The sequence below is a fragment of the Empedobacter sp. EJD.6dd genome (assembly GCF_057369435.1).
Genome location: NZ_CM170667.1, coordinates 908533 through 934559, shown reverse-complemented (window position 1 = coordinate 934559; position 26027 = coordinate 908533). Strand labels below are relative to the sequence as shown.

Annotated in this window: 24 protein-coding genes; 15 read left to right on the top strand and 9 right to left on the bottom strand. The window is 31.2% G+C overall.

The window, feature by feature from the left end:
- Positions 1-108 precede the first annotated feature (108 nt).
- Positions 109-1149 carry a tetraacyldisaccharide 4'-kinase gene (gene lpxK / locus AC2I98_RS04360; protein WP_486413408.1) on the top strand — a complete coding sequence of 347 codons (1041 nt, stop codon included), beginning with the start codon at positions 109-111 and terminating at the stop codon, positions 1147-1149.
- Positions 1133-1945: a purine-nucleoside phosphorylase gene (locus AC2I98_RS04355; protein WP_486413407.1), complete on the top strand. Its 813-nt coding sequence runs from the start codon at positions 1133-1135 to the stop codon at positions 1943-1945. The genes lpxK and AC2I98_RS04355 overlap by 17 nt, the downstream gene beginning before the upstream one ends.
- A gap of 140 nt (positions 1946-2085) precedes the next feature.
- On the opposite strand, the gene AC2I98_RS04350 is transcribed toward AC2I98_RS04355, so the two are convergent.
- Positions 2086-2520 carry a hypothetical protein gene (locus AC2I98_RS04350; protein WP_486413406.1) on the bottom strand — a complete coding sequence of 145 codons (435 nt, stop codon included), beginning with the start codon at positions 2518-2520 and terminating at the stop codon, positions 2086-2088.
- A gap of 149 nt (positions 2521-2669) precedes the next feature.
- Positions 2670-3611, bottom strand: a complete 942-nt coding sequence (locus AC2I98_RS04345) for an MBL fold metallo-hydrolase (RefSeq protein WP_486413405.1) — start codon at positions 3609-3611, stop codon at positions 2670-2672.
- Between the two features lie 122 nt (positions 3612-3733).
- On the opposite strand from AC2I98_RS04345, the gene AC2I98_RS04340 reads away from it, so the two are divergent.
- The 5 genes from AC2I98_RS04340 (at position 3734) to AC2I98_RS04320 (ending at position 10908) form a co-directional block, all read left to right on the top strand.
- Positions 3734-6610 carry an alpha/beta hydrolase family protein gene (locus tag AC2I98_RS04340; protein ID WP_486413404.1) on the top strand — a complete coding sequence of 959 codons (2877 nt, stop codon included), beginning with the start codon at positions 3734-3736 and terminating at the stop codon, positions 6608-6610.
- Positions 6611-6733: 123 nt separating this feature from the next.
- A complete protein-coding gene (locus tag AC2I98_RS04335; protein WP_486413403.1) occupies positions 6734-7207 on the top strand; it encodes a hypothetical protein in 474 nt (157 codons plus the stop codon).
- A 199-nt stretch (positions 7208-7406) separates the two neighbouring features.
- Complete coding sequence (locus tag AC2I98_RS04330; RefSeq protein ID WP_486413402.1) at positions 7407-8756, top strand: hypothetical protein; 1350 nt, start codon at positions 7407-7409, stop codon at positions 8754-8756.
- 340 nt (positions 8757-9096) lie between these two features.
- Positions 9097-9627, top strand: coding sequence for a YqiA/YcfP family alpha/beta fold hydrolase (locus tag AC2I98_RS04325; protein WP_486413401.1), 531 nt, complete (start codon positions 9097-9099; stop codon positions 9625-9627).
- Positions 9628-9693: 66 nt separating this feature from the next.
- Positions 9694-10908 carry a porin gene (locus tag AC2I98_RS04320; RefSeq protein WP_486413400.1) on the top strand — a complete coding sequence of 405 codons (1215 nt, stop codon included), beginning with the start codon at positions 9694-9696 and terminating at the stop codon, positions 10906-10908.
- A 278-nt stretch (positions 10909-11186) separates the two neighbouring features.
- On the opposite strand, the gene AC2I98_RS04315 is transcribed toward AC2I98_RS04320, so the two are convergent.
- Genes AC2I98_RS04315 through porX form a run of 4 tightly spaced genes read right to left on the bottom strand, consistent with a single transcriptional unit; the run spans position 11187 to position 14734 of the window.
- On the bottom strand, positions 11187-11546 hold the full coding sequence (locus AC2I98_RS04315; protein WP_486413399.1) for a hypothetical protein: 360 nt from the start codon (positions 11544-11546) through the stop codon (positions 11187-11189).
- A gap of 17 nt (positions 11547-11563) precedes the next feature.
- Positions 11564-12769, bottom strand: a complete 1206-nt coding sequence (locus tag AC2I98_RS04310; protein ID WP_486413398.1) for an alanine dehydrogenase — start codon at positions 12767-12769, stop codon at positions 11564-11566.
- Positions 12770-12775: 6 nt separating this feature from the next.
- Positions 12776-13180 (bottom strand): tRNA (adenosine(37)-N6)-threonylcarbamoyltransferase complex ATPase subunit type 1 TsaE, encoded by a 405-nt coding sequence (tsaE, locus tag AC2I98_RS04305; RefSeq protein WP_486413397.1) that lies wholly within the window; start codon positions 13178-13180, stop codon positions 12776-12778.
- Entirely contained in the window at positions 13181-14734 is a 1554-nt protein-coding gene (porX, locus tag AC2I98_RS04300; RefSeq protein ID WP_486413396.1) for a T9SS response regulator signal transducer PorX, read from the bottom strand.
- Positions 14735-15010: 276 nt separating this feature from the next.
- Between porX and AC2I98_RS04295 the strand changes: the two genes are divergently transcribed.
- The 6 genes from AC2I98_RS04295 (at position 15011) to AC2I98_RS04270 (ending at position 20861) form a co-directional block, all read left to right on the top strand.
- On the top strand, positions 15011-16201 hold the full coding sequence (locus AC2I98_RS04295) for an HD domain-containing protein (protein ID WP_486413395.1): 1191 nt from the start codon (positions 15011-15013) through the stop codon (positions 16199-16201).
- Between the two features lie 87 nt (positions 16202-16288).
- The gene (gene lpxD / locus AC2I98_RS04290) at positions 16289-17314 is read left to right on the top strand and encodes a UDP-3-O-(3-hydroxymyristoyl)glucosamine N-acyltransferase (RefSeq protein WP_486413394.1); all 1026 of its coding nucleotides are present in this window, start codon (positions 16289-16291) and stop codon (positions 17312-17314) included.
- Between the two features lie 6 nt (positions 17315-17320).
- Positions 17321-18709, top strand: a complete 1389-nt coding sequence (locus AC2I98_RS04285) for a bifunctional UDP-3-O-[3-hydroxymyristoyl] N-acetylglucosamine deacetylase/3-hydroxyacyl-ACP dehydratase (protein ID WP_486413393.1) — start codon at positions 17321-17323, stop codon at positions 18707-18709.
- Between the two features lie 17 nt (positions 18710-18726).
- Complete coding sequence (gene lpxA / locus AC2I98_RS04280) at positions 18727-19512, top strand: acyl-ACP--UDP-N-acetylglucosamine O-acyltransferase (RefSeq protein WP_486414059.1); 786 nt, start codon at positions 18727-18729, stop codon at positions 19510-19512.
- A gap of 22 nt (positions 19513-19534) precedes the next feature.
- Positions 19535-20101, top strand: a complete 567-nt coding sequence (gene efp / locus AC2I98_RS04275; protein WP_486413392.1) for an elongation factor P — start codon at positions 19535-19537, stop codon at positions 20099-20101.
- A 103-nt stretch (positions 20102-20204) separates the two neighbouring features.
- Positions 20205-20861 (top strand): SanA/YdcF family protein, encoded by a 657-nt coding sequence (locus AC2I98_RS04270; protein ID WP_486413391.1) that lies wholly within the window; start codon positions 20205-20207, stop codon positions 20859-20861.
- 36 nt (positions 20862-20897) lie between these two features.
- On the opposite strand, the gene menD is transcribed toward AC2I98_RS04270, so the two are convergent.
- Positions 20898-22568 (bottom strand): 2-succinyl-5-enolpyruvyl-6-hydroxy-3-cyclohexene-1-carboxylic-acid synthase, encoded by a 1671-nt coding sequence (menD, locus tag AC2I98_RS04265; protein WP_486413390.1) that lies wholly within the window; start codon positions 22566-22568, stop codon positions 20898-20900.
- Between the two features lie 82 nt (positions 22569-22650).
- Positions 22651-23394, bottom strand: a complete 744-nt coding sequence (gene fabG / locus AC2I98_RS04260; protein WP_038336119.1) for a 3-oxoacyl-[acyl-carrier-protein] reductase — start codon at positions 23392-23394, stop codon at positions 22651-22653.
- A 146-nt stretch (positions 23395-23540) separates the two neighbouring features.
- On the opposite strand from fabG, the gene AC2I98_RS04255 reads away from it, so the two are divergent.
- The gene (locus AC2I98_RS04255; RefSeq protein WP_486413389.1) at positions 23541-23924 is read left to right on the top strand and encodes a hypothetical protein; all 384 of its coding nucleotides are present in this window, start codon (positions 23541-23543) and stop codon (positions 23922-23924) included.
- Between the two features lie 99 nt (positions 23925-24023).
- Positions 24024-24401: a hypothetical protein gene (locus AC2I98_RS04250; protein ID WP_486413388.1), complete on the top strand. Its 378-nt coding sequence runs from the start codon at positions 24024-24026 to the stop codon at positions 24399-24401.
- A gap of 62 nt (positions 24402-24463) precedes the next feature.
- Here the strand turns inward: AC2I98_RS04250 and metK are convergent, their stop codons facing one another.
- The gene (gene metK / locus AC2I98_RS04245) at positions 24464-25723 is read right to left on the bottom strand and encodes a methionine adenosyltransferase (protein WP_486413387.1); all 1260 of its coding nucleotides are present in this window, start codon (positions 25721-25723) and stop codon (positions 24464-24466) included.
- Positions 25724-26027 lie beyond the last annotated feature (304 nt).

Below are 26027 nucleotides of genomic sequence, written 5' to 3'. Positions count from 1 at the left end.
ACCTGTTCGAAAGAATAGGTTTTTTTTCGCTACTCAAAAGAAATGAAGTGTTTCTTTCTTTAGAATTAAAATTGAAAATAGTATTTTCGCTTAATATTAAAAATAAAAATGAATTGGCGTAGATTTTTACTTCCATTTTCTGGTTTATATTGGATAGGAACTTCTGTTCGAAATCTGTTTTATAATATAGGAATGATGCGTTCTTCATCATTCAATATTCCAATCATTAATGTTGGAAACTTGTCTGTTGGTGGAACTGGGAAGTCACCTCACATTATGTATTTGATTGATTTGTTGAAAGACGAAAAGTTGATTAGTACATTGAGTAGAGGATATGGACGAAAAACGAAAGGGTTTTTGATTGCAAATTATTCTTCAAAAGTGTATGACATTGGAGATGAACCAATGCAGTTTTTTCAACGTTTTAAAAATAGAATATTGATTGCTGTTTGTGAAGATAGAGCTTTTGGAGCGCAAAAATTGATTGATCATTATAATGCAGAAGCAATTTTGTTGGATGATGCGTATCAACATCGTGGGATAAAAGCTGGTTTCAATATTTTGTTGACGGATTTTAATAATCCATATTACAAAGATTTTTTATTACCAGCTGGGGATTTGAGAGAGAGTAGAAGTGGAGTTCGCCGTGCAGATATTATTATTGTCACAAAATGTCCAGATCGAATTTCGGAAGAAAAACACAAAGAGATTTCGAAAAAAATTAAGTTAAGATCTCATCAACAATTATTTTTTTCTAAAATTATTTATGACAATAAATTAATTGGAAAATTGGATAATGTTGAGAAATCGACTTGGAAAAATCTGAATGTTATCTTGGTAACTGGAATTGCAAAAACAGATGGTTTGGTAAAATTTGCAGAAGAAAACTTTGGAAATGTGTTGCATTTAGAATATCCAGATCACCATAATTTTAGTCAATCAGAAATTGAGTATATTTACAAACGATACGACGATACGGAAGGTAGAAAACGTTTTGATAAAATTATCATGACAACCGAGAAGGATTATATGCGCTTGATCGAAGAATCCATGATAAAAGACGATTTATACTACATTCCGATTAGTATAGAAATTAACGATAAAGAAAAATTTAATCAAACTATTTTAGAGTATGTTGGACAGAATTAATGAGGCTGTAAAGTACATAAATAATTTATTGCCAGATCAACCAGAATTTGTAATTGTGTTAGGGTCTGGATTAGGAAAATTAGAAGACGAAGTAGAAAATAAAGTTGTTATTAACTACAAAGATATACCAAACTTTCCTCAAGTAACAGTAGAAGGGCACAAAGGTCATTTAGTATACGGAACTATTTTAGGTAAAAAAGTTTTGATGATGGCTGGTCGTTTTCATTATTACGAAGGATATTCGATGGAAGAAGTTACTTTTCCAATGCGAGTATTTAATGGATTAGGAATCAAAAAAGTGATTTTATCAAATGCTTCAGGAGGGGTTAATCCAAATTTCCAAGTTGGTGATATTTTGATTGTAAAAGATCATATCAACATGATGCCAGAGCATCCTTTACGTGGAAAAAATTTCGACGAATTAGGACCTCGTTTTGTGGATATGTCAAAAGCATATGACAAAGAAATGTTGAACGAAGCTGTAGAATTTGCAAAAGCAAATGATATTCTTGTTCATCAAGGTGTTTATGTAGGTTTACAAGGTCCAACTTTCGAAACACCATCTGAGTATGGATTGGTACGTTTTATTGGTGGAGATTGTGTAGGAATGAGTACTGTTCCAGAAGTTATAGTAGCTCGTCACATGGATATGCGTGTGTTCTGTGTTTCTATTATTACAGATTTAGGTGGACCAGAAATTTCGTTTGATGTTTCGCACGAAGATGTATTAAATGCAGCTAATAATGCAATGCCAAATGTAATAAAAGTGGTAAAAAGCGTAATTGAGAATTGTTAATTTTCAATATTATTAGATAAATTAAAAAGCCAACTCTAAAAAGAGTTGGCTTTTTAATTTTTAAAATCGGTGAATTCGAAAGAATAATAAGGTCAAATAACAAGACGAATTCACCGACAAGTTTTGAAGTAGTCGATTGATTAGATCTCAACTTCTCGTTCAGAATTTGTACAATTGCTATGAACGATATAATCGATTAGTTTTCCGTTTTCAAAACACAACATCAACTCTTCTTCGTAAATTGAAGTGTGTGTCAATTGATTAAATTGTAATAATTTTCCGTGTGGAATTTTAATAATTCCAGAATACCAGTTTGCAAAAACTTCTTCTTTTTTAGGAAATAAATAAGTTAATTCAACTTCATCTAAATCGTCTAAATATCCTCTAAAACTAATTAAATATAATTCATCATTTCTCAATTCCCATTTTCCGTAATATCCTCTCCAACAAGTTGGCGATGGAGGCGTAAAATAGGGAGGATGTTTTAAAGCTCTAAAATAATGGTGTAAAGGTTGTTCGGCAATAATGTATTGTTGTTGGTCGATCAATAAAATTTCTCCTATTTGCGCGGTCATTTTTTCTTATGGTTTATTCAAATGTAGAATAGCCATATGAATAAATAAAAAAACAACAGTGCTATTTTATCAAAATAATAAAAATTGACCGACAAAAATAAATATTTAAAAATTATCTTGTCTTTAAATGATAAATATGTAATTATTATTTATTTTAAAATAATTCTTTCACCTTGTTGTGGAAAGATATAATTAATTCCATACGGGTTATCTTTCAATAACTCTTCTTTGATTTTTTGCTCGTAATCTCCTTTTGGTTTGATATGAGTTACAATAATAGTAAGTCCTTTCAATTTGCTTTTCCCAACTTCTTTTGCAAGTTCTCCCATTTCTTCATTCATCAATTTTGGAGTCAAATGACCAAACAATAATTTTTCTGGTTGAGAATTAGGGAAAGAAACTTCTAACATCAATGTTTTTAGTTTTCCTGACTTTATTTTAGGCGAAATAGCTTTCCAAATTGTGCTCAAATTTTTTGTTCCTTCAATGCGATCAGCTCCTGTATCTCCAAAATACAAAACAGCATTTGAACCATTTTCAACTAAAATAGCAGAACTTTTTAATGGATTTACATGGCTCAATTCATAAATTGTTCCTGTAAAATTGGTTCCTTCAATAGTAAATGGAGCTCCTATTTCTGCATATTTGTAATAATATTTATTTAAGATTGGCGATTCTCCTTCATTTGCAAAATTTGCCCATGCATCATTTGTAAAATATTTCTTTTTTAAAACATCAATCATTTCTGATATTCCATAAATAGGTTTATTAGAATCTTCTGGTGAGTTGATAATCATTCCAGAAAGATGATCCAAATGTCCATGAGAAATAAAATATCCTTTGATATAATTTTTTAGAATTTTACCATTTTCCTCTTCAAAAGTACCTTTCTCTATCGCTTTATTAATTCCAGAATAAATTGTTCCTGCATCTAAAGCCAAATAGCTATTGGTTGTTTCTTCTCCAATTAAATATGAAGAAAGATTACTTTCATTACTTCCTCCGTATACACCCAATGGAACAATTTGAATATTTTGAGCCGAAGCAATCATAGAAATTCCTAAACCAATACTTAATAGATATTTTTTCATGTAAAGATATTTTAAACAAAAATACAACCGAAAGTATTATTAAACCATATTATGTTAATACTTTGTAAAAACTTTAGTATTTTCACGACTTTATTAGTATTTAACGCATAAATATAGTTAGGATGAAATCGAAATTATCTACTCAAACTTTAAAAAATTATGCGACTCAACTTTTGACTAAAAAAGCAATGTTTGCTGCGGCTATTGCATTATTAGCAACAAATGTTGATGCGCAAAAGAAACCTCTTGATTTGACTGTCTTTGATGAATGGCAATCAATTGGAATGAAAGAATTATCAAACAATGGTTCTTGGGTTGCTTATCAGGTAAATGCTCAAGAAAGCGACAATACGTTGAATTTTTTTGGTCTGAAAACAGATAAAAATTTTAGTTTCCATAGAGGAGAACAAGGTGTTTTTACTGCAGATTCTAAGTTTGCTGTTTTCAAGATTAGACCTTTTTACAAAGATTTGAAATTGGTTCGAATCAAAAAGAAAAAAGAAAATGAAATAGCAAAAGATTCAATTGGAATTTTAAACCTTGCTACAAATCAAGTAGAGAAGTTACCAAATATCAAATCATTTAAAACGCCTAAAAAAGCTGGATCTTTTTTAGCTTATTTATTAGAAAAAGAAGAGGTGAAGAATGATAAAAAAGATAAATCTGATTCAGTAAAAGTAAAAGATAAACCTGCAAAGCCAGCTGGAAAAGATAAGAAAGATACGCCGTTAGAATTGGTGTTGAGAAATTTGATTTCTGGTCAGAAAAAATCTTTCAAAAATGTAATGAATTATGAGTTTAGCGAAAATGGTAAACAATTAATTTTTTCGACAAAACAAGAGAAAAAAGACAGTTTAGATAAAACTAAATATGGCGTTTTCTTGGTAAATACAGCAACTTTTGTTCAAAAACAATTGGTTGATACAATTGGAGATTTCAAACAATTTGCGTTTGATGATTTAGCAAATAAAGTAGCTTTTGTTGGTACTTCTGATGACGAGAAAAAAGAAAATAAAACATATTATTTATATTATTCTGCAACAAATAATCCGCAACAAATCAAGAAATCTGAATTGTTAGGATTAAAGAAAGATTGGCAAGTTTCAGAAAATCGTCAACCAAAATTTAGTAAAGATGGAAACTCTTTATTCATTGGTTTGATGCCGAAATTAGCAGAAAAAGATACGCTATTAATTGCAGATGATTATGCAAAAGTGGATGTATGGAGTTACAAGGACGATTTTATTCAACCACAACAATTAAAGAATCTTGAACGTGAGAAAAAACGTTCGTATTTATCGGTAATCGATTTGTCAAATCCTGTAAAAGTGACACAATTAGCAGATTTGGATATGAATCAGGTTGAGATGTTGAACGAAGGAAATTCAAATTTTGCTTTAGGAACTTCTGATAATGCGTATCGATTAAGCTCGAATTGGGATATAACAGGAAGAAAAGATTATTACATTGTCAATATCAAAACAGGACAACGTGAGTTATTTGCAAAAGCATTGGCTGGAAAAGTTGAAATGTCACCTAACGGAAAATTCGCTGTTTTTTATAATGCTGAAAGTGGTTTATGGTCAAGTTATAACATCGAGACGAAAGAAACTAAAGTGCTGAATAAAAAGCTGAAAGTGAAATTTTATGATGAAGAAAATGATTCACCAACGTTAGCACAAGAATATGGTGTTGCATATTTCACTGAAAATGATGAAACAGTATTAATTAAAGATCGTTATGATATTTGGGAATTTGATTTAGTAGGAAATCGTCGTCCAGAAAATATGACAAATGGCTTCGGACGTAAGCATAATATTACCTTTGATATCAATCAATTAAACGATGATGTAAAAACCTTAAATCGTGATAGATTGGTTTATTTAGGAGCTTTTAATAACTTGAATAAACAATCGGGTGTTTACCAAACAATTATTTCAAAAGCTAAAAATCCTGAAGAGGTTGTCATGTCAAATACGTGGGGAACTCAAAAAATGACAAAGGCATTAAATGCAGACGAATATATTTACACGAAAGAATCTTTCCGTAATTCTCCAGATGTATATGTATCAACTAATTTTAAAGATGAGAAAAAAGTTTCAGCAATCAATCCACAACAAAAAGATTATTTATGGGGGAATGGTGAGTTAGTAATGTGGAAAACATATTCTGGTAAAAATGCAACAGGTGTGGTTTATAAACCTGAAAATTTTGATCCAAATAAAAAATATCCAATGATTGTTTATTTCTATGAAAAACTTTCGGATAATTTGAATCGTTATCAAGCACCTGCACCAACGCCTTCTCGTATCAATCATACGTATTTTGTAAGTAACGATTATATTGTATTTACACCAGATATTTCATATACAATTGGTCACCCAGGAAAATCTGCTGAAGATTATATCAATTCTGGAGTAGAAGCGTTGAAAAAAAATACGTGGGTAAATGGCGATAAGATTGCAATACAAGGACAAAGTTGGGGAGGTTACCAAGTTGCTCATTTAATTACCGCTACGAATATGTATGCTGCTGCTTGGACAGGTGCACCAGTTGTAAATATGACTTCTGCTTATGGGGGAATTCGTTGGGGAACAGGAATGAGCCGTCAGTTTCAGTACGAGCAAACACAAAGTAGAATTGGTAAAACATTATGGGAAGCACCAGAATTGTACATCGAAAATTCACCATTATTTAATATGCCAAAAGTAACGACACCGGTTGTTATTATGCATAATGATGAAGATGGTGCTGTGCCTTGGTATCAAGGAATTGAAATGTTTATGGCATTGCGTCGTTTGCAAAAACCTGTTTGGATGTTGAATTATAACGGAGATGATCATAACTTGATAAAACGTGCAAATAAAAATGATATTCAACAACGACAAGTTCAATTTTTTGATCATTATCTAAAAGATAAACCTGCTCCGAAATGGATGACAGAAGGGGTTCCTGCAATTTCGAAAGGAATTGATTGGGGCTTTGATCTTGAAAAATAATATAACTCAGATATTTAAGCGACCAAATTGGTCGCTTTTTTTATATTTAAGAGGGATAATAAAATATTATGTTAATTTTATTATAATATTATATATATTTGTGCCAATTAATCCTAACCTACTATGAAAGAGAAATTTCACTTCTTTTTTATACTTTTTCTTTTCGTGTGTACATCTATGTATGCACATGTTGGTATTGGAATAGATTCAATCAATGTTTCTAAAAAAGAAATTATTCAAAAGCCCAAAATTTATGTATCTTCTGGAACAACTTTGACTTTAGATCCGGAAACAGAAAAACAAGTAGAAATAGTTAAATTTAAAGAGTCTCGAAAGGAAGAGGAGTCAAAAAAAGAACATATTTCTAAACTAGTAAAGCTTCCTAAGAAACAACAAGAATCAAAAAAGTTAACAGAACACCTTCAAGATAACATTGTCAGAGTTCTAGTGGTAAAGTCAATTTATTCAACAAAACCTATTTCTATAAAAGGAGAGAGTTTTATTGACAATCCTATTGTATGTCAAAGTTTTAATTGTCATTATACGGATGGTGTTTTGCCTTATAAAAAGGCGAAAATGGCTATTTTTTTATTGTAAAGAAAAATCAACGATTAAGATCAATTACAGAGAGAATTTTAAATAATTCGATTAACACTTCAATATTCTCTCGTCCACCACCATTTCTGGTTTAATCTCTAGTAAACTTATCTCTTCTCTCTATTTAAAATTTATTCGATTTAATCGAATGAAGCACAATGTGCTATATTATAAATAAAGAATCAACAAAATAATTATCATGAAAAAAACTTTACTTAGTTTAGCTTTTATAAGCTTAACTTATTATTCTCATGCACAGGTGGGGGTAGGAACAACATCACCAAATGCAACTTTAGATGTTGTAAAATCTATAGTTAATACAGCAACAACACGAGATGGCGTACGAGCTCCAAATATAACGAAAACAGATTTAGCAAATAAAAATGCAAGTATATATGGTTCTGATCAAATTGGTACTATTGTTTATGTTACAGATGCAAGTAATCCTACAGGCACTCCTGCAAGTTTAGCACAGGTTGTAAATGTGACAGCAATAGGATACTATTATTTTGATGGTAACTTTTGGCAAAAAATGTCTTCTACAGCAGGTGGAGACTCTACAAACGATGCGTGGGTAAATAACACAACAAATACACGTGTAGAATTAGGAACAACATCTACAGGAGCAGTAAGAACAGCAGGAACAGAGGTTGTAGTAACAGATACGGGAAGTTTTGGAATAAAAACAACATCACCAAATGCAACTTTAGATGTTGCTAAATCAACTGTTAATCCAACCACAACCCCAGATGGAGTACGAGCGCCTAATATTACAAAAACAGAATTAGCAAATAAAGTAGCTTCTACTTATGGTGCAGCACATACAGGAACAATGGTTTATGTAACTGATGCAAGTGGAGGAACAACAGGAGCTAGTTTAGCACAAGTGCCATATATTAAGGCTGCTGGTTATTATACTTTTGATGGTACTACTTGGCAACCAATTGCAGGAGCAGTTCAAAAAGTAGCAGGAGTGATGGTTGCTCCATCATCAGCAATTCAGTTATATCCAAATGGTACAGGTGCGACAATCCAAAATGCTAGCATTAATTTAGACAATTCAAGTACTACATATCACTTAGGATCTTATATTGATTTGGATCCAGGTAAATGGGAGGTAGAAGCTAATATTCTAATTGAAATTCAGAATGGAGTAACAGGTTTAAATAATATTTATACCAAACTTACTTTTACTGAAAATACTACTGCAACAGCAGTTGCTAGATCAGCAGATATACCAACTACTTCTGCTTTCTTGATAGGAGGTTTGATGAATGTTTTTGGTGCTACTTCCGGTAGTACTAATCCAAATTATAGCGTTGTTAATGGTAAAGTAATTATTACTAATACTAGTTCTACTAAAAAAAGATATTATTTAATGTTGCAACAAGGTATTAGAAAATATTCTAATTATCAAATTGGAACAACAACAGCTAATATTCAAACTGCTGAAGCAACAACAACATCATCAGCAGCATATCCTAAATATTATGTTTTAGGTAGTAATTCTCATGGAGAAAACTATATTTCTGCTATGCGAATTCAATAAACAGAATATAAAAAGAAGAATAATACACAAACCTCTGCCAATCGGCAGAGGTTTTTTTCTTTTAATAACCTACTTCTCTACGTTTTTTACTAAGCTAGCTTGGTTCTTTTGTAAGCTGGCTTGGTTTTCGACGTAACCAGCTACGTTTGCAACGTAGATAGGGAATAAAAAGAAGATTTTTTATTCAAATAAACGACCATAGTTGTTAAAATAGAATTGTAAGAATGAGGTGATCAATTCTATAAGTTTCTTTTTCATTAAAATTATATTGTTAAATTTACATTTCATTTATAATTAACTTCTTGAAAAAGTTTAATTTAAAGGTTTAATTGCACTGAATATGAATACGAATAATCGACAAATTGTTTATATCCACGGGCTAAATAGTTCGGCTAATTCTTCTAAATTCAAATCAATTCTAAAAATTTATCCTTCTGCAATTTGTATAGAGTGGAAAACAGAGGATAAAATTTCGGCTTTATTGCTAGATGCCTACGATCATTTGAAAGGAGTTGTAGAAGATTTAACAATTATTGGTAGTTCGACTGGAGGAAATTTTGGCTGGCAGTTGCAGCAAAAGCTAAAAGAGAACGGAAAATCGAGTGAATTGGTATTATTAAATCCTTTGGTTGATGTGTCGATGAAAGTTGAAAATAATTTTCCTGAAAATCTAAATCAATATTTGGTTGATATGAACCGTTTTGAGAATACTACAGTTTTTTTATCTGTACATGATGAGGTATTAGATTTTGAAAAGTTAAAGGATTTTTTCGAAATTCAACAAACTATTTTTCCGCAACAAATAGAAATCATCGAGATTGATGACACGCATCGCATTCGTAACTTCGAGGCATTGTTAACGTTAATTTAATTTACTCTTTACAATTATTTAATTTTATTCCATGCATTTTTGCACCAAAATTAAGTTAGCCATATTATGAAGCATTATTTAGCCTTGCCATTTCTCTTGTTGTCTTTTGGTCTTTTTGCGCAAAAAAAAGATTCAATCAAAAACGAAGAGTATAAAAACTTGATGTCACCTTATTATAGTTATGGAGATGGATTGGGAATTACTTCTCCTGATAGTTTATATCAAGTAAATATTCGTTTTAGAATGCAAAATAGAGTGACATATATTGATAATCAGGATGAAGAAGACAAAATTGATGCTCAAATACGTCGTTTAAGACTTCGATTAGATGGTTATATTGGTAACCCGAAATTTGAATATTCGTTACAACTTTCGTTTGCATCTGGCGATGTAGGTGAGGCGGAAGAAGGAAAGAATACCAACATTATACGTGATGCCATGATTTTTTATAATCCTAATAATCATTGGAGTTTTGGATTTGGACAAACTAAATTACCAGGAAATAGACAACGTAACAACTCATCAGGTGCTTTGCAATTAACAGATCGTTCTTTAAATAATGCAGATTTTAATATTGATCGCGATTTTGGATTTCAAGTTCAACATTCTAAAAAAGCAAAAGATCATTTCTCTTATACTTTACGTGGAGCTATTTCGACAGGAGAGGGGAGAAACTGGACAAAGTTTGATGATACTGGTTTAGCGTATACGGGTAAAGTAGAATTATTTCCGTTCGGAGCTTTTACAAATGATGGAAGTAGTTATGAAGGAGATTTGTCACATGAACAAACGCCAAAACTGATGGTTTCTGGAGCATATAGTTACAACAATAATGCACACAAAACAAAAGGTCAACAAGGAGATGAATTATTTGGAACTGCAAATATTCAATCCCTTTTTTTAGATGCAATGTTTAAATACAGAGGCTGGAGTTTTATGTATGCCTATTTAAGTAGAAATTCGGATAAAACAGTTTTTTATAATCCAGAAGATGCAACAGACTTTAACTATATTTATAATGGACAAGGAATGGATTTCCAAGGTTCTTATACTTTTCCAAAACATTGGGAAGTTATTGGAAGATATTCTACACAAAAAGTAAATCATAAGATTTTTGAGTTTACACCTAATACAAATGAATATAGTTTGGGCTTGACAAAATATATTTGGGAACATGCATTTAAACTGCAAGCAGAGGTGACATATGAGCAACAAAAGTTTTATAATTTGGAAAAGAAAAACAACTGGTACGCCCGTTTACAGATAGAAATTGGAATTTAGGATATCTTATTGTTTTAGAATTATTTTACTAAAGAAAAATGGTTTGATATTACAATAAATTGTATAAATTTGCAGTACAAATATCAACCTATGCAAGCCAATAAAAAGAAAAAAAGCCTGAACCGAAATGTCGAGTTCGGTACGAAAAAAGTACAATTTAAAGATGTAATTATTGTAGCAATTTTAATTTTTGTCATTGCTTTGACTATATTAAAATTTGTGAATTAAAAATAATCTAATAAAAAAAATCCCTTCATTTTGAAGGGATTTTTTTATGTCTATTTTTTCTGAATAGAAACCAATTTAGAATCTTCTTTACAAATTTCTAAAACAAAATCATAATCTTTTGAGTTGTCTTTGCTTTTATAATTTGCAAGATATTCTCTACATGGAATATTGTCTTTTTTTGATTTGTCAAAATCAACCTTACTTCTTTTGAATAATTCTTTTTTTAAGAAAGTTGAATCTAAATTTTCAGCTTTCATAAATGCTTGAGCTTCTGGTGAAATAGATAATCTTTTTGAATAAGCTTCATCCAAAACTCTTGCATTTGGAAAGTAGTTACATGAGAATGCGCGAGGACCAAACGCCATTGCGACGAAAACCATCCCAATTCCTACTCCCATCAAATACTTCATAAATCTTTGCGTAAACGTCATATAATCAATAAATTAATGTCGTGAAATGGTAAATCAAACCAATCACATAAGTTCTTTTTTACAATTCTTCCTTTGTACAAATATACGCCATTTCTAATAGTTTTATCCGATTGTACCACATTTGCAAAACCAGATTCTTCTGAGATTTGAAATAAATAAGACAAGAAATAATTGCTCAACGCTTTGGTAGAGGTACGTGCGACGCGAGAAGTGATGTTAGAAACCGCATAATGAATGATATCATTCTTAATAATTATCGGTTGATCATGCGTTGTCAATTCAGATGTTTCGAAGCAACCACCTTGATCAATACTTACATCAATAATAACTGCACCAGCTTTCATGTTCTGAACCATCATTTCTGTTACCACACAAGGTGTACGCGTTTCTCCACGAAGCGCACCGATTGCTAAATCGCAACGTCGCAAAGCTTTTCCTAATTCTTTCGGATCTAATGTAGAAGTAGATACACGTTGACCAATATTTTGTTGTAAACGTCTTAATCGAGTTAATGAATTATCAAAGACACGAACTGAAGCGCCTAATCCTAAAGCTGTTCTAGCGGCATTTTCAGCAACAGTTCCAGCCCCAAGAATTACAACTTCTGTTGGTCGAACACCAGTTACGCCACCCATCAAAATTCCGTTTCCAGCATTTGTAGAAGACATTAATTCACTAGCTACTAAAATAGCAGTCGTTCCAGCAATTTCACTTAATAAACGCACAACTGGCAAATGATTTTGTTCATCTCGAATAAATTCAAAACCAACGGCATTTACACGTTTAGCAATTAATTTCTGAAAATATTCGCGTTTTAATGTATTAGTTGGAACAGAAGAAATAATCAAAGCATTGGGTTTTACCCAATCAATTTCTTCTAAAGTAAGTGGTCCAACTTTTAGAATAATAGGTTTTTCGAAAACGGCTTGCGTATGATAAGAAATCTGCGCACCAGCTTCCGAATATTCTTTATCCGAATAATTTGCACCTTCTCCTGCTCCAGTTTCTATCGTAACTTGATGTCCATTGTTGACTAAAATTTCGACTGCATCAGGAGAAAGACAAATTCTTTTTTCTTGATTATTTGTTTCTTTTGGAATTCCAATATCAAAGCGCTCTTTTTTGTGAGGAATCTCTAAACGCTCGGGTTGAGGGATAAGTTCTTCTTGAGAAAAAGGCGTGAAAATATTTTTTCCGTCCATATAGTATTAGCTAAAATTTAAATGACGAATTCCATCTACATTTTCTATTGTAATGCTGTGGTGTTCATCAGGTATAAAGTTAGCAATTTTATTTGGCCATTCCATTAAACAATATTGATTAGAGTATAAATATTCTTCTATACCAAAATCTAATGCTTCATCTTCATGATTTAGACGATAAAAATCGAAATGAAAAACCTTTCCTTTGTCGGTATCATATTCGTTTACAATCGAAAAAGTTGGACTTGATATTTCATCGCTTGTACCTAAAGCTTTTACAAACTCTTTGATAAAAGTTGTTTTTCCAGCTCCCATTTCTCCTTCGAAAGTGATTAATTTATACTGAAGTTGATCAATTATTTGATTTGCAACTTCTGGTAATTCGTCTAAATTATTGATGATAAATTCCATTTAATTTTTTGGTGTTAAAACAACCATTGGGATAATTATTTCTTCTAACGAAATTCCACCATGTTGGTAAGTGTTTTTGTAATAATTAACGAAATGATTGTAATTTTTTGGATACGTTAAAAATAAATTTTCTTTTGCAAAGATATACTTTGACGTCACATTTACCTTAGGTAAAAGGAATTTTTCTGGTTGATCTACGGCTAAAACATCTTTCGGATCGTATTGCAATTGTTTTCCTAATTTGTATCGTAAATTTGTACTTGCTTCTTTATCACCAATAACTTTTGTAGGCTCTTTTACGTAAATTGTTCCATGATCAGTTGTTACAATGATTTTCATTTTTTCATGCGCCGCTTTTTTTACAATCTCCATTAAGTATGAATTTTCAAACCAATGTTTTGTAATAGAACGATACGTTTTATCATCGCGAATCATTTCTCCTACAATGCGATTATCTGTCTTAGCATGCGAAAGAATGTCAATAAAGTTGTAGACAATTACGTTTAGATTATTGTTTTTGTAGTTGTTAAAATCATCTGCAATTTTTTTCTCGAAATCAGAATTTAAAATTTTGAAATAATTGTATGATAAATTACCTAAACCAAGACGTTTTAATTGTTCTCCCAGTAACTCTTTTTCGTGCATATTTTTATTTCCTTCATCTGTATCATTCAACCAAAATTCAGGATACTTTTTTTCAATTTCCAAAGGCATCAAGCCCGAAAAGAAAGCATTTCTAGCGTATTGTGTTGCTGAAGGTAATATACTATAATAAAGATTTTCTGCCTCAGAATTGTAATAACGATTAAAAATAGGTTCAATTACTTTCCATTGATCGTAACGTAAGTTATCAACCATAATCAACAATACATTTTCTTCTTTTCCAAGGTGAGGACGAATCAATTGATTGAAAATGGTGTGAGACAAAACTGGACGATCTTCTTCATCGTGTAACCAATCTTCATAATTTCTTTCGATAAATTTAAAGAAAGCCGCATTTGCTTCACTTTTCTGATTTTCGATGATTTGCGTTAAAGCAGTATCTTCTATGTTTTCAAGCTCAAGTTCCCAATAAACTAATTTTTTGTAAATCTCTTGCCAATCTTCATAATCACGTGCATTCATCATATCCATTGTGATATTTCTGAATTCTTGTTGATAGTTGATGACCGTTTTTTCTGAAATAATTTTCGAAGCATCTAAAATCTTTTTCAAACTCAATAAAATCTGATTTGGATTTACTGGTTTAATCAAATAATCGGCGATATGCGCACCAATTGCATCTTCCATAATATGTTCTTCTTCACTTTTCGTAACCATGATTACAGGAAGATTTGGACGCATTTCTTTTATTTTTGGTAAAGCTTCTAAACCACTTAGACCAGGCATGTTTTCATCGATCAAAACAGCAGAAAAGTTCTCTTTTTCTATTTCTTCTAATGCATCAGTTGCATTATTTATCATTGTAGTTTCGTAGCCTTTTTTCTCTAAAAAAAGTTGGTGTGGTTTCAATAAATCGATTTCATCATCAATCCATAAAATTTTTATAGCCATTTGTAATAATTTATTTTTTTATAATGATTTTCTGTTTTCAGAATTATTCCAAATATAGCGATAACAGAAATGTTAAAGTCTAAATTGTATGTTAAACAAAGTATGAGTTTTGCTAAAATTTGCGATCATTAATTAGCATAAATAATTCCAAAAATGATTTTTGATAAAAATATTTGAGAAAAAGGCTTCTTAATGAAAAAGACACGTTTTGAATAACTAAAAATTCATATCTTTGCTAATAAAATAGTACGTTTGAATCCATTAAACAATAATAAGTTGAAGATAGTAAATGATCCAGTTCATGGATTTATAACGATTCCAAACGAGCTTATTTATCAGATTATTCAACATCCGTATTTTCAACGTCTTCGTAGAATTTCACAAACAGGATTAACAGAAATGGTGTATCCTGGAGCAAGACATTCACGCTTTCATCACGCTTTAGGCTGTATGCATTTAATGCAAAAAGCCTTAAATATTCTTAAGAGAAAAAACGTTGACATAACTCCCGAAGAAGAAAATGGTGCTTTAATCGCTATTCTTTTGCATGATTTGGGACATGGTCCTTTTTCTCATTCTCTTGAACATTCGATTATTAATGGTTCTCATCATGAAGAAATTTCACTTCGTTTGATGGAAGAATTAAATCAAACATTTAACAATCGATTAACTATAGCAATTCAGATTTTTAAAGGAAATCATCCGAAAAAATTTTTGTCGCAATTGGTTTCAAGCCAGTTAGATTGTGATCGTATGGATTATTTGAAGCGAGATAGTTTTTATTCTGGTGTTGTTGAAGGAAATATTAATCCAGAACGAATTATTTCGATGATGAATGTTGAGAATAATGAATTGGTGATAGAAGCAAAAGGAATTTCGTCTGTCGAAAAATTTTTAATGGCGCGTTTGTTTATGTATATGCAAGTGTATATGCACAAAAAATCGTTTACTGCAGAAAATTTTTTGATTAGTGTGCTGAGAAGAGCTAAAGAATTAAAGAAAGCGGGAGATAATCTCTTTGCAACTTTTGCGTTTAATTATTTTTTAGAAGAAAATGAAGTAGGTAGTTTGTCGAAAGAAGGATTGGAAATTTTTACTCGTTTGGATGATAGTGATGTGCTTTCATCGATAAAAGAATGGCAATTTCATGATGATTTGATTCTGAGTAAATTATCTAAAAATATTATTCAACGTACGTTACCAAAGTCATATTTAATGGATAATAAATTATCTGAAAAAGAAATTTTAGTAGAAAAAAATAGAGTATCAAAAGCTTTAGGAATTGACGATGCAAGTTATTTTGTGGAACAAACAACAATAAAGATTGTTCCGTATGAAAAATCAAAAAATCCGATCAAAGTTTTATATAAAAATGGAGAGGTAAAAGAAATTTCAAGTTCAGAAAAAAGTTTACTAACACAGTTTTTGCAACAAGAGATTACAAAATACCATTATCATAGCGTATAAATAGTGATTAGAAGAATTTGACAAAAAAGTTAAATTACTTAAATAATCATTTTATAAATTTAAGAATAATTATTAGTTTTGCAGACTATGAAATTTAAAGCTGCAGAGATTGCGCAATTATTGCAAGGAACTGTAAAAGGTGATGCAAATGTAGAGGTTTCCACATTATCAAAGATAGAGGAGGGAAAAGAAGGTTCGATTTCGTTTTTGGCTAACCCGAAATACGAACATTTTATCTATACAACAAACGCTTCTATTGTGATTGTGAGTAAAGATTTTGTAGCAACAGATTCTATTTCATCTACATTGATTGTAGTGGAAGACGCTTATCAAGCCTTTACGCAACTCTTACAATATTATAATACAATAAAAAATAATAAAGTTGGAATAGAAGAATATACGAAAGTAAATTCTACCGCTCAGCTAGGAGATAATGTATATATCGGAAGTTTTTCTTACATTGGAGCTAACGTTTCAATAGGAAATAATGTAAAGATATATCCAAATGTAACAATTGGTGATCATGCTAAGATTGGTGATAATACAATTTTACATTCGGGCGTACAAGTGTATGAAGAGTGTGAAATTGGTCAAAATTGTATCATTCATTCTAATGTAGTAATAGGAGCAGATGGTTTCGGTTTTGCACCAAATCCTGACGGATCTTTCGAGAAAATTCCTCAAATTGGGAATGTTATAATCGAGGATAATGTTGAGATTGGAGCAGGGTCTACAATAGATAGAGCAACAATGGGATCTACAATTATTCGTAAAGGAGTAAAATTAGATAACCAAATTCAAATTGCTCACAACGTTCAAATTGGAGAAAATACTGTAATTGCTTCGCAAAGTGGAGTAGCAGGTTCTACAAAAATTGGACGTAATTGTATGATTGGAGGTCAAGTTGGTATTGCAGGACACTTGACAATTGGAGATTTTGTACAAGTACAAGCTCAAAGTGGTATTAACGGAGATGTAGAAAGTAAAACGCAATTGTATGGTTCACCTGCAATGGAAGCGGCAAGCTTTAGAAAATCCTACGTACATTTTAGAAAGTTTCCAGAAATTGTGAAACGAATCGATAAATTAGAAAAAGAGAACAAACAAAAGTAGAAGTTAATGTCTGATAAACAAAAAACTTTAGCGAATGAAGCCGTTCTAAAAGGTGTTGGCTTACATACAGGTAAATTTGTTACCTTAACATTTAAACCAGCTGAACCAGATACAGGATTTGTATTTGTTAGAACAGATTTAGAAGGTCAACCTCAAGTAGAAGCTGATGCACAATATGTTGTGAGCACAGCTAGAGGAACAACTTTAGAGAAGAAGGGAGTTAAAGTACATACAACAGAACACGTTTTAGCTGCTCTAGTAGGTATGGATATTGATAATTGCTATATCGAAATAGATAATGCAGAACCACCAATTATGGATGGTTCTTCACGTTTTTTCGTAGAAGCGATAGAAACTGCTGGAATTGTTGAACAAGATAAAGACAGAGAATATTATAGAATTAAAGAAATTGTAACATACGTAGATCCAGAAACAGGATCGGAAATCACTGCGATTCCTGCAGATGAATATCAAGTTACAGCAATGGTAGATTTTGGAACGAAAGTTTTAGGAACTCAAAATGCGACTTTAACATCAATAAAAAATTTCAAACAAGACATCTCTCAAGCAAGAACATTTTGTTTCTTACATGAGTTAGAACAATTGTTAGAAGCTGGTTTAGTAAAAGGAGGAGATTTAGACAATGCAATTGTTTATGTTGACAAAGAAATTACACCAGAAACGAAAGAAAAATTATGTAAAGCTTTCAATAGAGAAGATGTTTCTATTCGTCCAAACGGAATTTTAGATCATTTGACTTTACATTATCCAAACGAAGCTGCACGTCACAAATTATTAGACGTTGTAGGAGATTTAGCGTTAGTAGGAAAAAAATTAAAGGCTAAAATTATTGCAACAAAGCCTGGACATCATACAAATACAAATTTTGCAAAAAAATTAAGCAAACAAATCAAATTGGCTCAACGTAACAAAGTTCCAGAATTTGATTTGACAGCAGAACCAGTTTATGATATCAATGATATCATGAAGTTATTACCTCATCGTCCTCCATTTTTATTGATTGACAAGGTAATTTCTAAAACTGCAACAGGCTTAGTTGGTATAAAAAATGTAACAATGAATGAACCTTTCTTTGTTGGACATTTTCCTAAAGAACCAGTAATGCCAGGTGTATTACAAATAGAAGCAATGGCTCAATTAGGAGGTTTATTAATTTTGGGAGAGTTAGAAAATCCTCAAGATTATTCAACTTATTTCATGAAAATTGAAAGTGCTAAATTTAAACGTAAAATTATTCCAGGGGATACATTGGTGTTTAAATTAGAGTTAGTTGAACCAATTAGAAGAGGAATTGTTCATATGCAAGGAATTGGATATGTGAACAATCAAATCGCTGTGGAGGCAGAAATGATGGCAGTTATTACAAAAGAATAATTAAAGAAATGGAAGTTATGAATCATCCGATGGCATATGTTCATCCAACTGCAATAATAGGTGAAAATGTTACAATCAGTCCCTTTTCTTCTGTTTACGAAGATGTAGAAATTGGTGATGGAACATGGATTGGTCCTAATGTAACAATTATGTCAGGAGCTCGTATTGGGAAAAATTGTAAGATTTATCCTGGTACTGTAATTTCTGGTGAACCTCAAGATTTGAAGTACGAAGGTGAAAAAACTTTAACTTATATAGGTGACAATACAACAATTCGTGAATGTGTTACTGTAAATAAAGGAACAAACGCTTTAGGTTATACTAAAATTGGAGACAACTGTTTAATTATGGCTACTGCACACATTGCACACGATTGTGTTGTTGGTAATAATGTTGTTATCGTAAATGCGGTTGGTTTAGCAGGACATATAGAAGTTGGGGATTTTGCTTTTATTGGTGGATATAGTGCCGTTCATCAATTTACAAAAATTGGAGAACATGCTTTTGTTGCAGGTGCAACACAAATTCGTAAAGATGTTCCTCCTTATGTAAAGGCTGCAAAAAATCCTGTAACTTATGCGGGAGTAAATGCAATTGGATTAAGAAGAAAAGGTTTTTCATCAGAAGAAATTTTCGAAATTCAAGGTATTTATAGAATATTATATCAACAAAAGAATAATGTATCTCAAGCTGTAGAACAAATCTTAGAAAAATTTCCAGATTCACATTATCGTGAAGTGATCTTGAATTTTATTAATACAAGTGATCGAGGAATTATGAAAGGATATAGTTCGGGAGTTTAATCAAAATAACAAAATAGAATAAATGGCAACAACTGCTGATATTAGAAAAGGTTTATGCATCGTTTTTAACAATGATACCTACAAGATTATCGAATTTTTACACGTAAAACCAGGTAAAGGTCCTGCTTTTGTTCGTACAAAATTAAAATCATTAACAAACGGAAAAGTATTAGATAATACATTTTCTGCAGGACATAAAATTGAAGAAGTTCGTGTAGAAACACGTAACTACCAATATTTATACGAAGATGATAATGGTTTCCATTTCATGAATAATGACGATTTCTCTCAAGTTTACTTAAACAAAGATTTGATTGATAACTCTCAATTTATGAAAGCTGGTGACGAGGTGAAAATCTTATTCCGTGCTTCTGATGAAACAGCTTTAGCAGCTGAGTTACCAAATACTGTAATCATGGAAATTACATACACAGAGCCAGGTCTTAAAGGTGATACAGCTACAAATGCTACAAAACCTGCAACAACTGAAACTGGTGCTGAAATTCGCGTTCCTTTATTTATCAATGAAGGTGATAAAGTGAAAATCAACACAGAAGATGGTTCTTATGTAGAGCGTATTAAAGAGTAATCTATTTACATATTATATAAAAAAGCAGCTTTTTAGCTGCTTTTTTTATTGTGTAAAATCAAGTTAATCATGTATTTTAGCTAAAAATCAATCGAATCAACTTATGAAATCTAAGACAAGGAATATTATTATAAATACATTTAAATACGGAATACTATTTTGCATTATTTGTCTTTTGTTTACTGCATTTGCAAATTATAAAATTGAACATTCTACAGAAGAATTTGTAACATCTAATCTTGATAAATTGCCAAAAACTAAAGTTGCGGTTGTTCTCGGAACTGCACCAAATTTGGTAAGTGGCTATCAAAATTATTATTTTACCTATCGTATAGAAGCGGCTACAAAATTGTATCAGTCAGGAAAGGTTACACATTTTATTTTGAGTGGAGATCATGGTCAAAAGAATTATAATGAACCCGAAGCTATGAAACAAGCTTTGATAAAAAATGGAGTTCCAGAAAATATCATTTATTTAGATTATGCAGGTTTTAGAACGTTAGATTCGATGATACGCGCAAAAGAAATTTTTGACCAGAACGAATTTATTGTTGTTTCCCAAGAATTTCATAATCAACGAGCGGTCTATATTGCGCGTCAAAATGGAATTAAAGCGTACGGATTTAATGCAAAAGATGTGAATAGACATGCAGGATTGAAAACAAATATTCGCGAATATTTTGCTAGAACTAAAGTTTTCATCGATGACTTTTTTGGTGTTCAACCAAAGTTTTTAGGAGAGAAAATTGAAATTGTATAAATAGAAAAAGCCGAGTAACTAACTCGGCTCTATATATTATTTCAAACTACTGAAGTATCCTCTCAAAATAGCATCATTTGCAGCGTTTCTTGTATCAATTTCTAAAATCTTAGGACGATTACTTTCTGCGTAAAAATCAGTGAACGTATTTTCTAAATCAGTTAAATTCGAAACAACTTGGTATTCAAAATCAAACATTTTTGCTAAATGTTCTGCAGTAAAATGATGTTTGGTTTCAAAATAATCTTCTACAACGTCAGTTTCTGAAGGACCAGGAATAAATTTGAAAATATTTCCGCCACCATTATTAATCAAAATAATTCTGAAATTATTCGGCATGTTTACATTCCATAACGCATTCGAATCATAGAAAAACGAAATATCACCTGTAATCATTACTGTATTTTGTTCAGAAGCAATACAAGCGCCAATCGCTGTAGATGTAGAACCATCAATTCCACTTGTTCCACGATTACAAAAAACTGGATTAGAATGGTGGTGATCGAACAACAATCCGTAACGAATAACAGTCGAATTTCCGTATTGAATTTGCCAATTTTCAGGATAATTTCTTATTATAGAATCAAATGCTTTCAAATCACAAAACGGTATCATATTGATGTAATTTTTGTGTTTGATATTGTTTGCTTCTCGTATAGAATTCCATGTTGTATAATAATCCGATTCTTTTGGATTAATAAATGGAACAAATTGCTCTAAAAACAATTCAGGTTTTGTTTCAATTTTATCCGTTAACGCCTGGAAAGTATCAGGTTGCCAATATTCGTCTAAATGCCAATGTTGCGTTGGTTGTTTTTCTCGTAAGAATTTTTTAATCTTTTTCGAAACTATATTTTGTCCAATTGTCAATAAAATATCAGGTTTCAAAGCTTCTAATTCTTCTTCAGAATAAGGAAAAATGACTTGATCTATTTTATTAAAAAATCGTTCGTCATGAATATTCGACGTAACTTCTGTTAAAACGACAACCGAATTATCTTGTGCTAATTGTTTCAACAAATGATCAAATTCGGAATTCGGATGATGCAATCCAACCAAAATCATTTTACGATTCGAAGAATTCCAACGTTTCATAAAATCAATCACATCAATTTCAGGATAAATCTTCTCATCTATTGTTATATTGTCAATTTCAATATCTGGCGTTGTAACCGATTCGTATAAAGGTTCAGAAAAAGGCATGTTGATATGAATTGGTGCTGATTTATGTAAACAATCAATCAACGCATATTTTGTCAATAACATATTTCGAGTCAAATCATCCGTTTCTTCACTTTCTGATAATTGAACATTATGAACAGAATGCTTTTCGAATAAATTATGTTGACGGATTGTTTGTCCATCAAAATTATCAACCAAATGCTCGGGACGATCTGCAGAAAGTACAATTATTGGAACATTCTGAAAAAAAGCTTCTGTAATCGCAGGATAATAATTTGCAGTTGCCGAACCAGATGTACAACAAACTACAACAGGTTTCTGGATTTGCTGTGCCATTCCTAAAGCAACAAATCCAGCCGAACGTTCGTCGATTACACTATATGTTTTGAATCGTTTGTCATTGGCAAATTGCATAGTCAATGCTCCATTTCGAGATCCTGGCGATAATACGATATGATCAATTCCGAAAGCCAAAAAAGTTTCGGCAATTAATTGAACATTTAATTTATTTGATATTTTTCTCAACGTAGTTGTCTTAAATTATAAAAGGTTTTGATTAGCAAATTTACTAAACAAAACCTTTCAAAAAGTATGATATTTTTAAGAATTAAGTATGTAAACCTCCGTCTACACTCAAAACTTGTCCTGTTACATAACTTGATAAATCTGAAGCTAAGAATAAACATGCGTTTGCAACGTCTTCTGGCTGTCCTCCACGTTTTAATGGAATACCATTGCGCCATTCTTCAACCACTTTTTGATCTAAAACTTCTGTCATTTCAGTTTCGATAAAACCTGGAGCAATTGCATTACAACGGATATTACGAGAACCTAATTCTAAAGCAACGGATTTAGAGAAACCAATTAAACCTGCTTTAGAAGCTGCATAATTTGCTTGTCCTGCATTTCCTTTTATTCCAACAATAGAAGACATGTTCACGATAGAACCAGAACGTTGTTTCATCATTGGTTTAATAACTGCTTTTGTTAAGTTGAAAGCTGAATTTAAGTTTGTTTGAATAACTTTTTCAAAATCTTCTGCAGACATTCTCATCAACAAATTATCTTTCGTAATTCCAGCATTATTGATCACAATATCAACTTGTCCAAACTCAGCAATTACATCTTCTACTAATTTTTGAGCAGCTTCGTAATCTGAGGCATCAGATTGATATCCTTTTACTTTACCAAATTGTCCTAATTCTTCTTCCAAAGCTTTTGCTTTTTCTACAGAAGAAGCATAAGTAAAGGCAACGTTAGCGCCATTTTTCACAAAAACTTCAGCAATACTTTTTCCAATACCGCGAGTTGCGCCTGTAACGATTGCTGTTTTACCTTGCAATAAATTCATGTTTATAGGTATTATTTATAGCTTCAAAAATACGATTTTTTATGAGAGTTAAAAATGTTAAAATTTACTTTATCGATTTTCTTTAACATTTTGTGGTATTATAATTGAAAATATTGATTGTGTTAAACCAATTAAAATAAAAAAACATGAAGAATCTATTGAAATTATTAGCGGTAACTTTTTTCGCTTTATTCGTTTTTACAGCTTGTAGTGATGATGATGATCCAGCAAATAATGATTTTTTTGCAGGAACGTACAAAGGAGGAATTAGCTATCGAGATGCAAATAGTTATTTAACTTCTGATAATGGAAGTATTTTTGTAACAAAAATTGCAAGTGGAACTAAATATAATTTTGCTTTTTCAGATAAAATTCCAGATTTGAATGGAATCGAGTTTGAGAAAAAAGGAGATAATACATTAGTGAGCGTTGGATCTAATGAAACTTCTTATATTAAAATTGACAATTCTAAGTTGACAATTCTTTATACGAAAGATGGTAAAACTTGGACTGCTAATGCTACAAGATAATTATTAAATTAAAAATAATCGAAAAGACGTTCTTTGAAGAACGTCTTTTTTATGCAATATTTTGAGCTGAAAGTTGTTTATTGTATAAATTGATTTTCAATGAGAACGAGCTTAATTGTAATTTCTATTTTGATGATGTTATTTTCTTGTAATAATGAAGATGATAGTCAAAATACAGTTTTTAAAGAAAAATATGAAAGACGTTTTATTGTTTTTCAAGATTCTTTGGGAAATAGTATTTCAGATAGTGGAGTAGTTAAGGTGTCTAAAAGAAATATTAGTTATACGTATGAATTTGTGACAACTAATAATAAAAAAATAGATGTAATAGAAAATGTTGAGATGGAAATGACGGGTTCTAATTCGTTACGAAATGTAAATTGGACGCCTATAAAGTTTATTATTATGAATAAAGATAGTATCAATATTTCGTATCAAGATAAAAATCGAAAGTGGTTTGTTAATGCAATTAAATAGATTATTAAACATAAAAAACCACTCATTGAGTGGTTTTTTTATGTTTATATAAATAATTCGAATTATAATGCGAAAGCTTCTTTAATTTGATCAACGAAGTCTAATTTTTCCCATGTAAATAATTCAACTTCAACTTCAACAACATCTTGTCCATTAGCAGATTCAAAACGTTTTGAAACCGTTTTAGGTTCTCTACCTAAGTGTCCATAAGATGCAGTTTCCTTGTAAATAGGGTTTCTTAATTTTAATCTTTGTTCGATAGCGAAAGGTTTCATGTCAAAGATTTCAGAAACTTTTTTAGAAATTTCTCCTTCAGTTAAATTAACTTTTTCAGTCCCAAATGTATTAACTAATAATGAAACAGGCGCCGCAACACCAATTGCATAAGAAACTTGTACTAAAACTTCTTCTGCAACACCAGCTGCAACTAAGTTTTTAGCAATATGACGAGCTGCATAAGCTGCAGAACGGTCTACTTTAGATGGATCTTTTCCAGAAAAAGCACCACCTCCGTGAGCACCTTTACCTCCATAAGTATCTACAATGATTTTACGTCCAGTTAAACCTGTATCTCCGTGAGGTCCTCCAATTACAAATTTCCCTGTTGGGTTAATATGGTAAGTAATACTATCCGTAAATAAATCACGTAAATGAACAGGTAATTGCGCTTTAACACGAGGAATCAAAATACTAACTAAGTCGTTTGTAATTTTATCTCTCATTGCTTCTTCATTAGCGAAATCGTCATGTTGTGTAGAGATTACAATTGTATCGATACGAACTGGTTTGTTATCATTATCATATTCAATAGTTACCTGAGATTTTGCATCAGGGCGTAAATATGGTAATAAATCTTTTTCGTATTTACGAATATGTGCCAATTCTTTTAATAATCTGTGAGATAAATCTAATGCTAAAGGCATGTAGTTTTCTGTTTCGCTTGTTGCATAACCAAACATCATTCCTTGGTCACCAGCACCTTGCTCTTCATCAGAATTTCTATCTACACCTTGATTAATATCTGGAGATTGCTCGTGAATTGCAGATAAAATTCCACAAGAATTAGCATCAAACATATATTCACTTTTTGTATAACCAATTTCAGAAATAGTTTCTCTGGCAACACGTTGTAAATCGATGTATGAATTTGATTTTACTTCTCCTGCTAATACAACTTGTCCAGTTGTAACTAAAGTTTCGCAAGCAACTTTACTTTTTGCATCAAATGCTAAAAAGTGATCTAAAATCGAATCAGAAATTTGATCGGCAATTTTATCCGGATGCCCCTCAGAAACTGACTCTGATGTAAATAAATATGACATTTCTATACTTTTTTAAGATATATGAGGGAAGGATATAACTGAAGTCCTGTTTTAGCAATTGTTTTTAATGAGGCTGCAATCAGTCAAATCATTCCTCTCGATTTTTTTTCGAGCTCAAATATACAATGAATAAAATGAATAATGAAAGAAAATAGTTAAATATTATTCTATTAATTTAGTAGAGTATGATGGTTGGGAAAAATAAATTCAGAATAAAAGATATGATATTTAATAATTTGCGAATATATTTTCTATAATGAGTTATTTTTTAGTAAAGTTTTAGATAATTATTCAAAATATTATT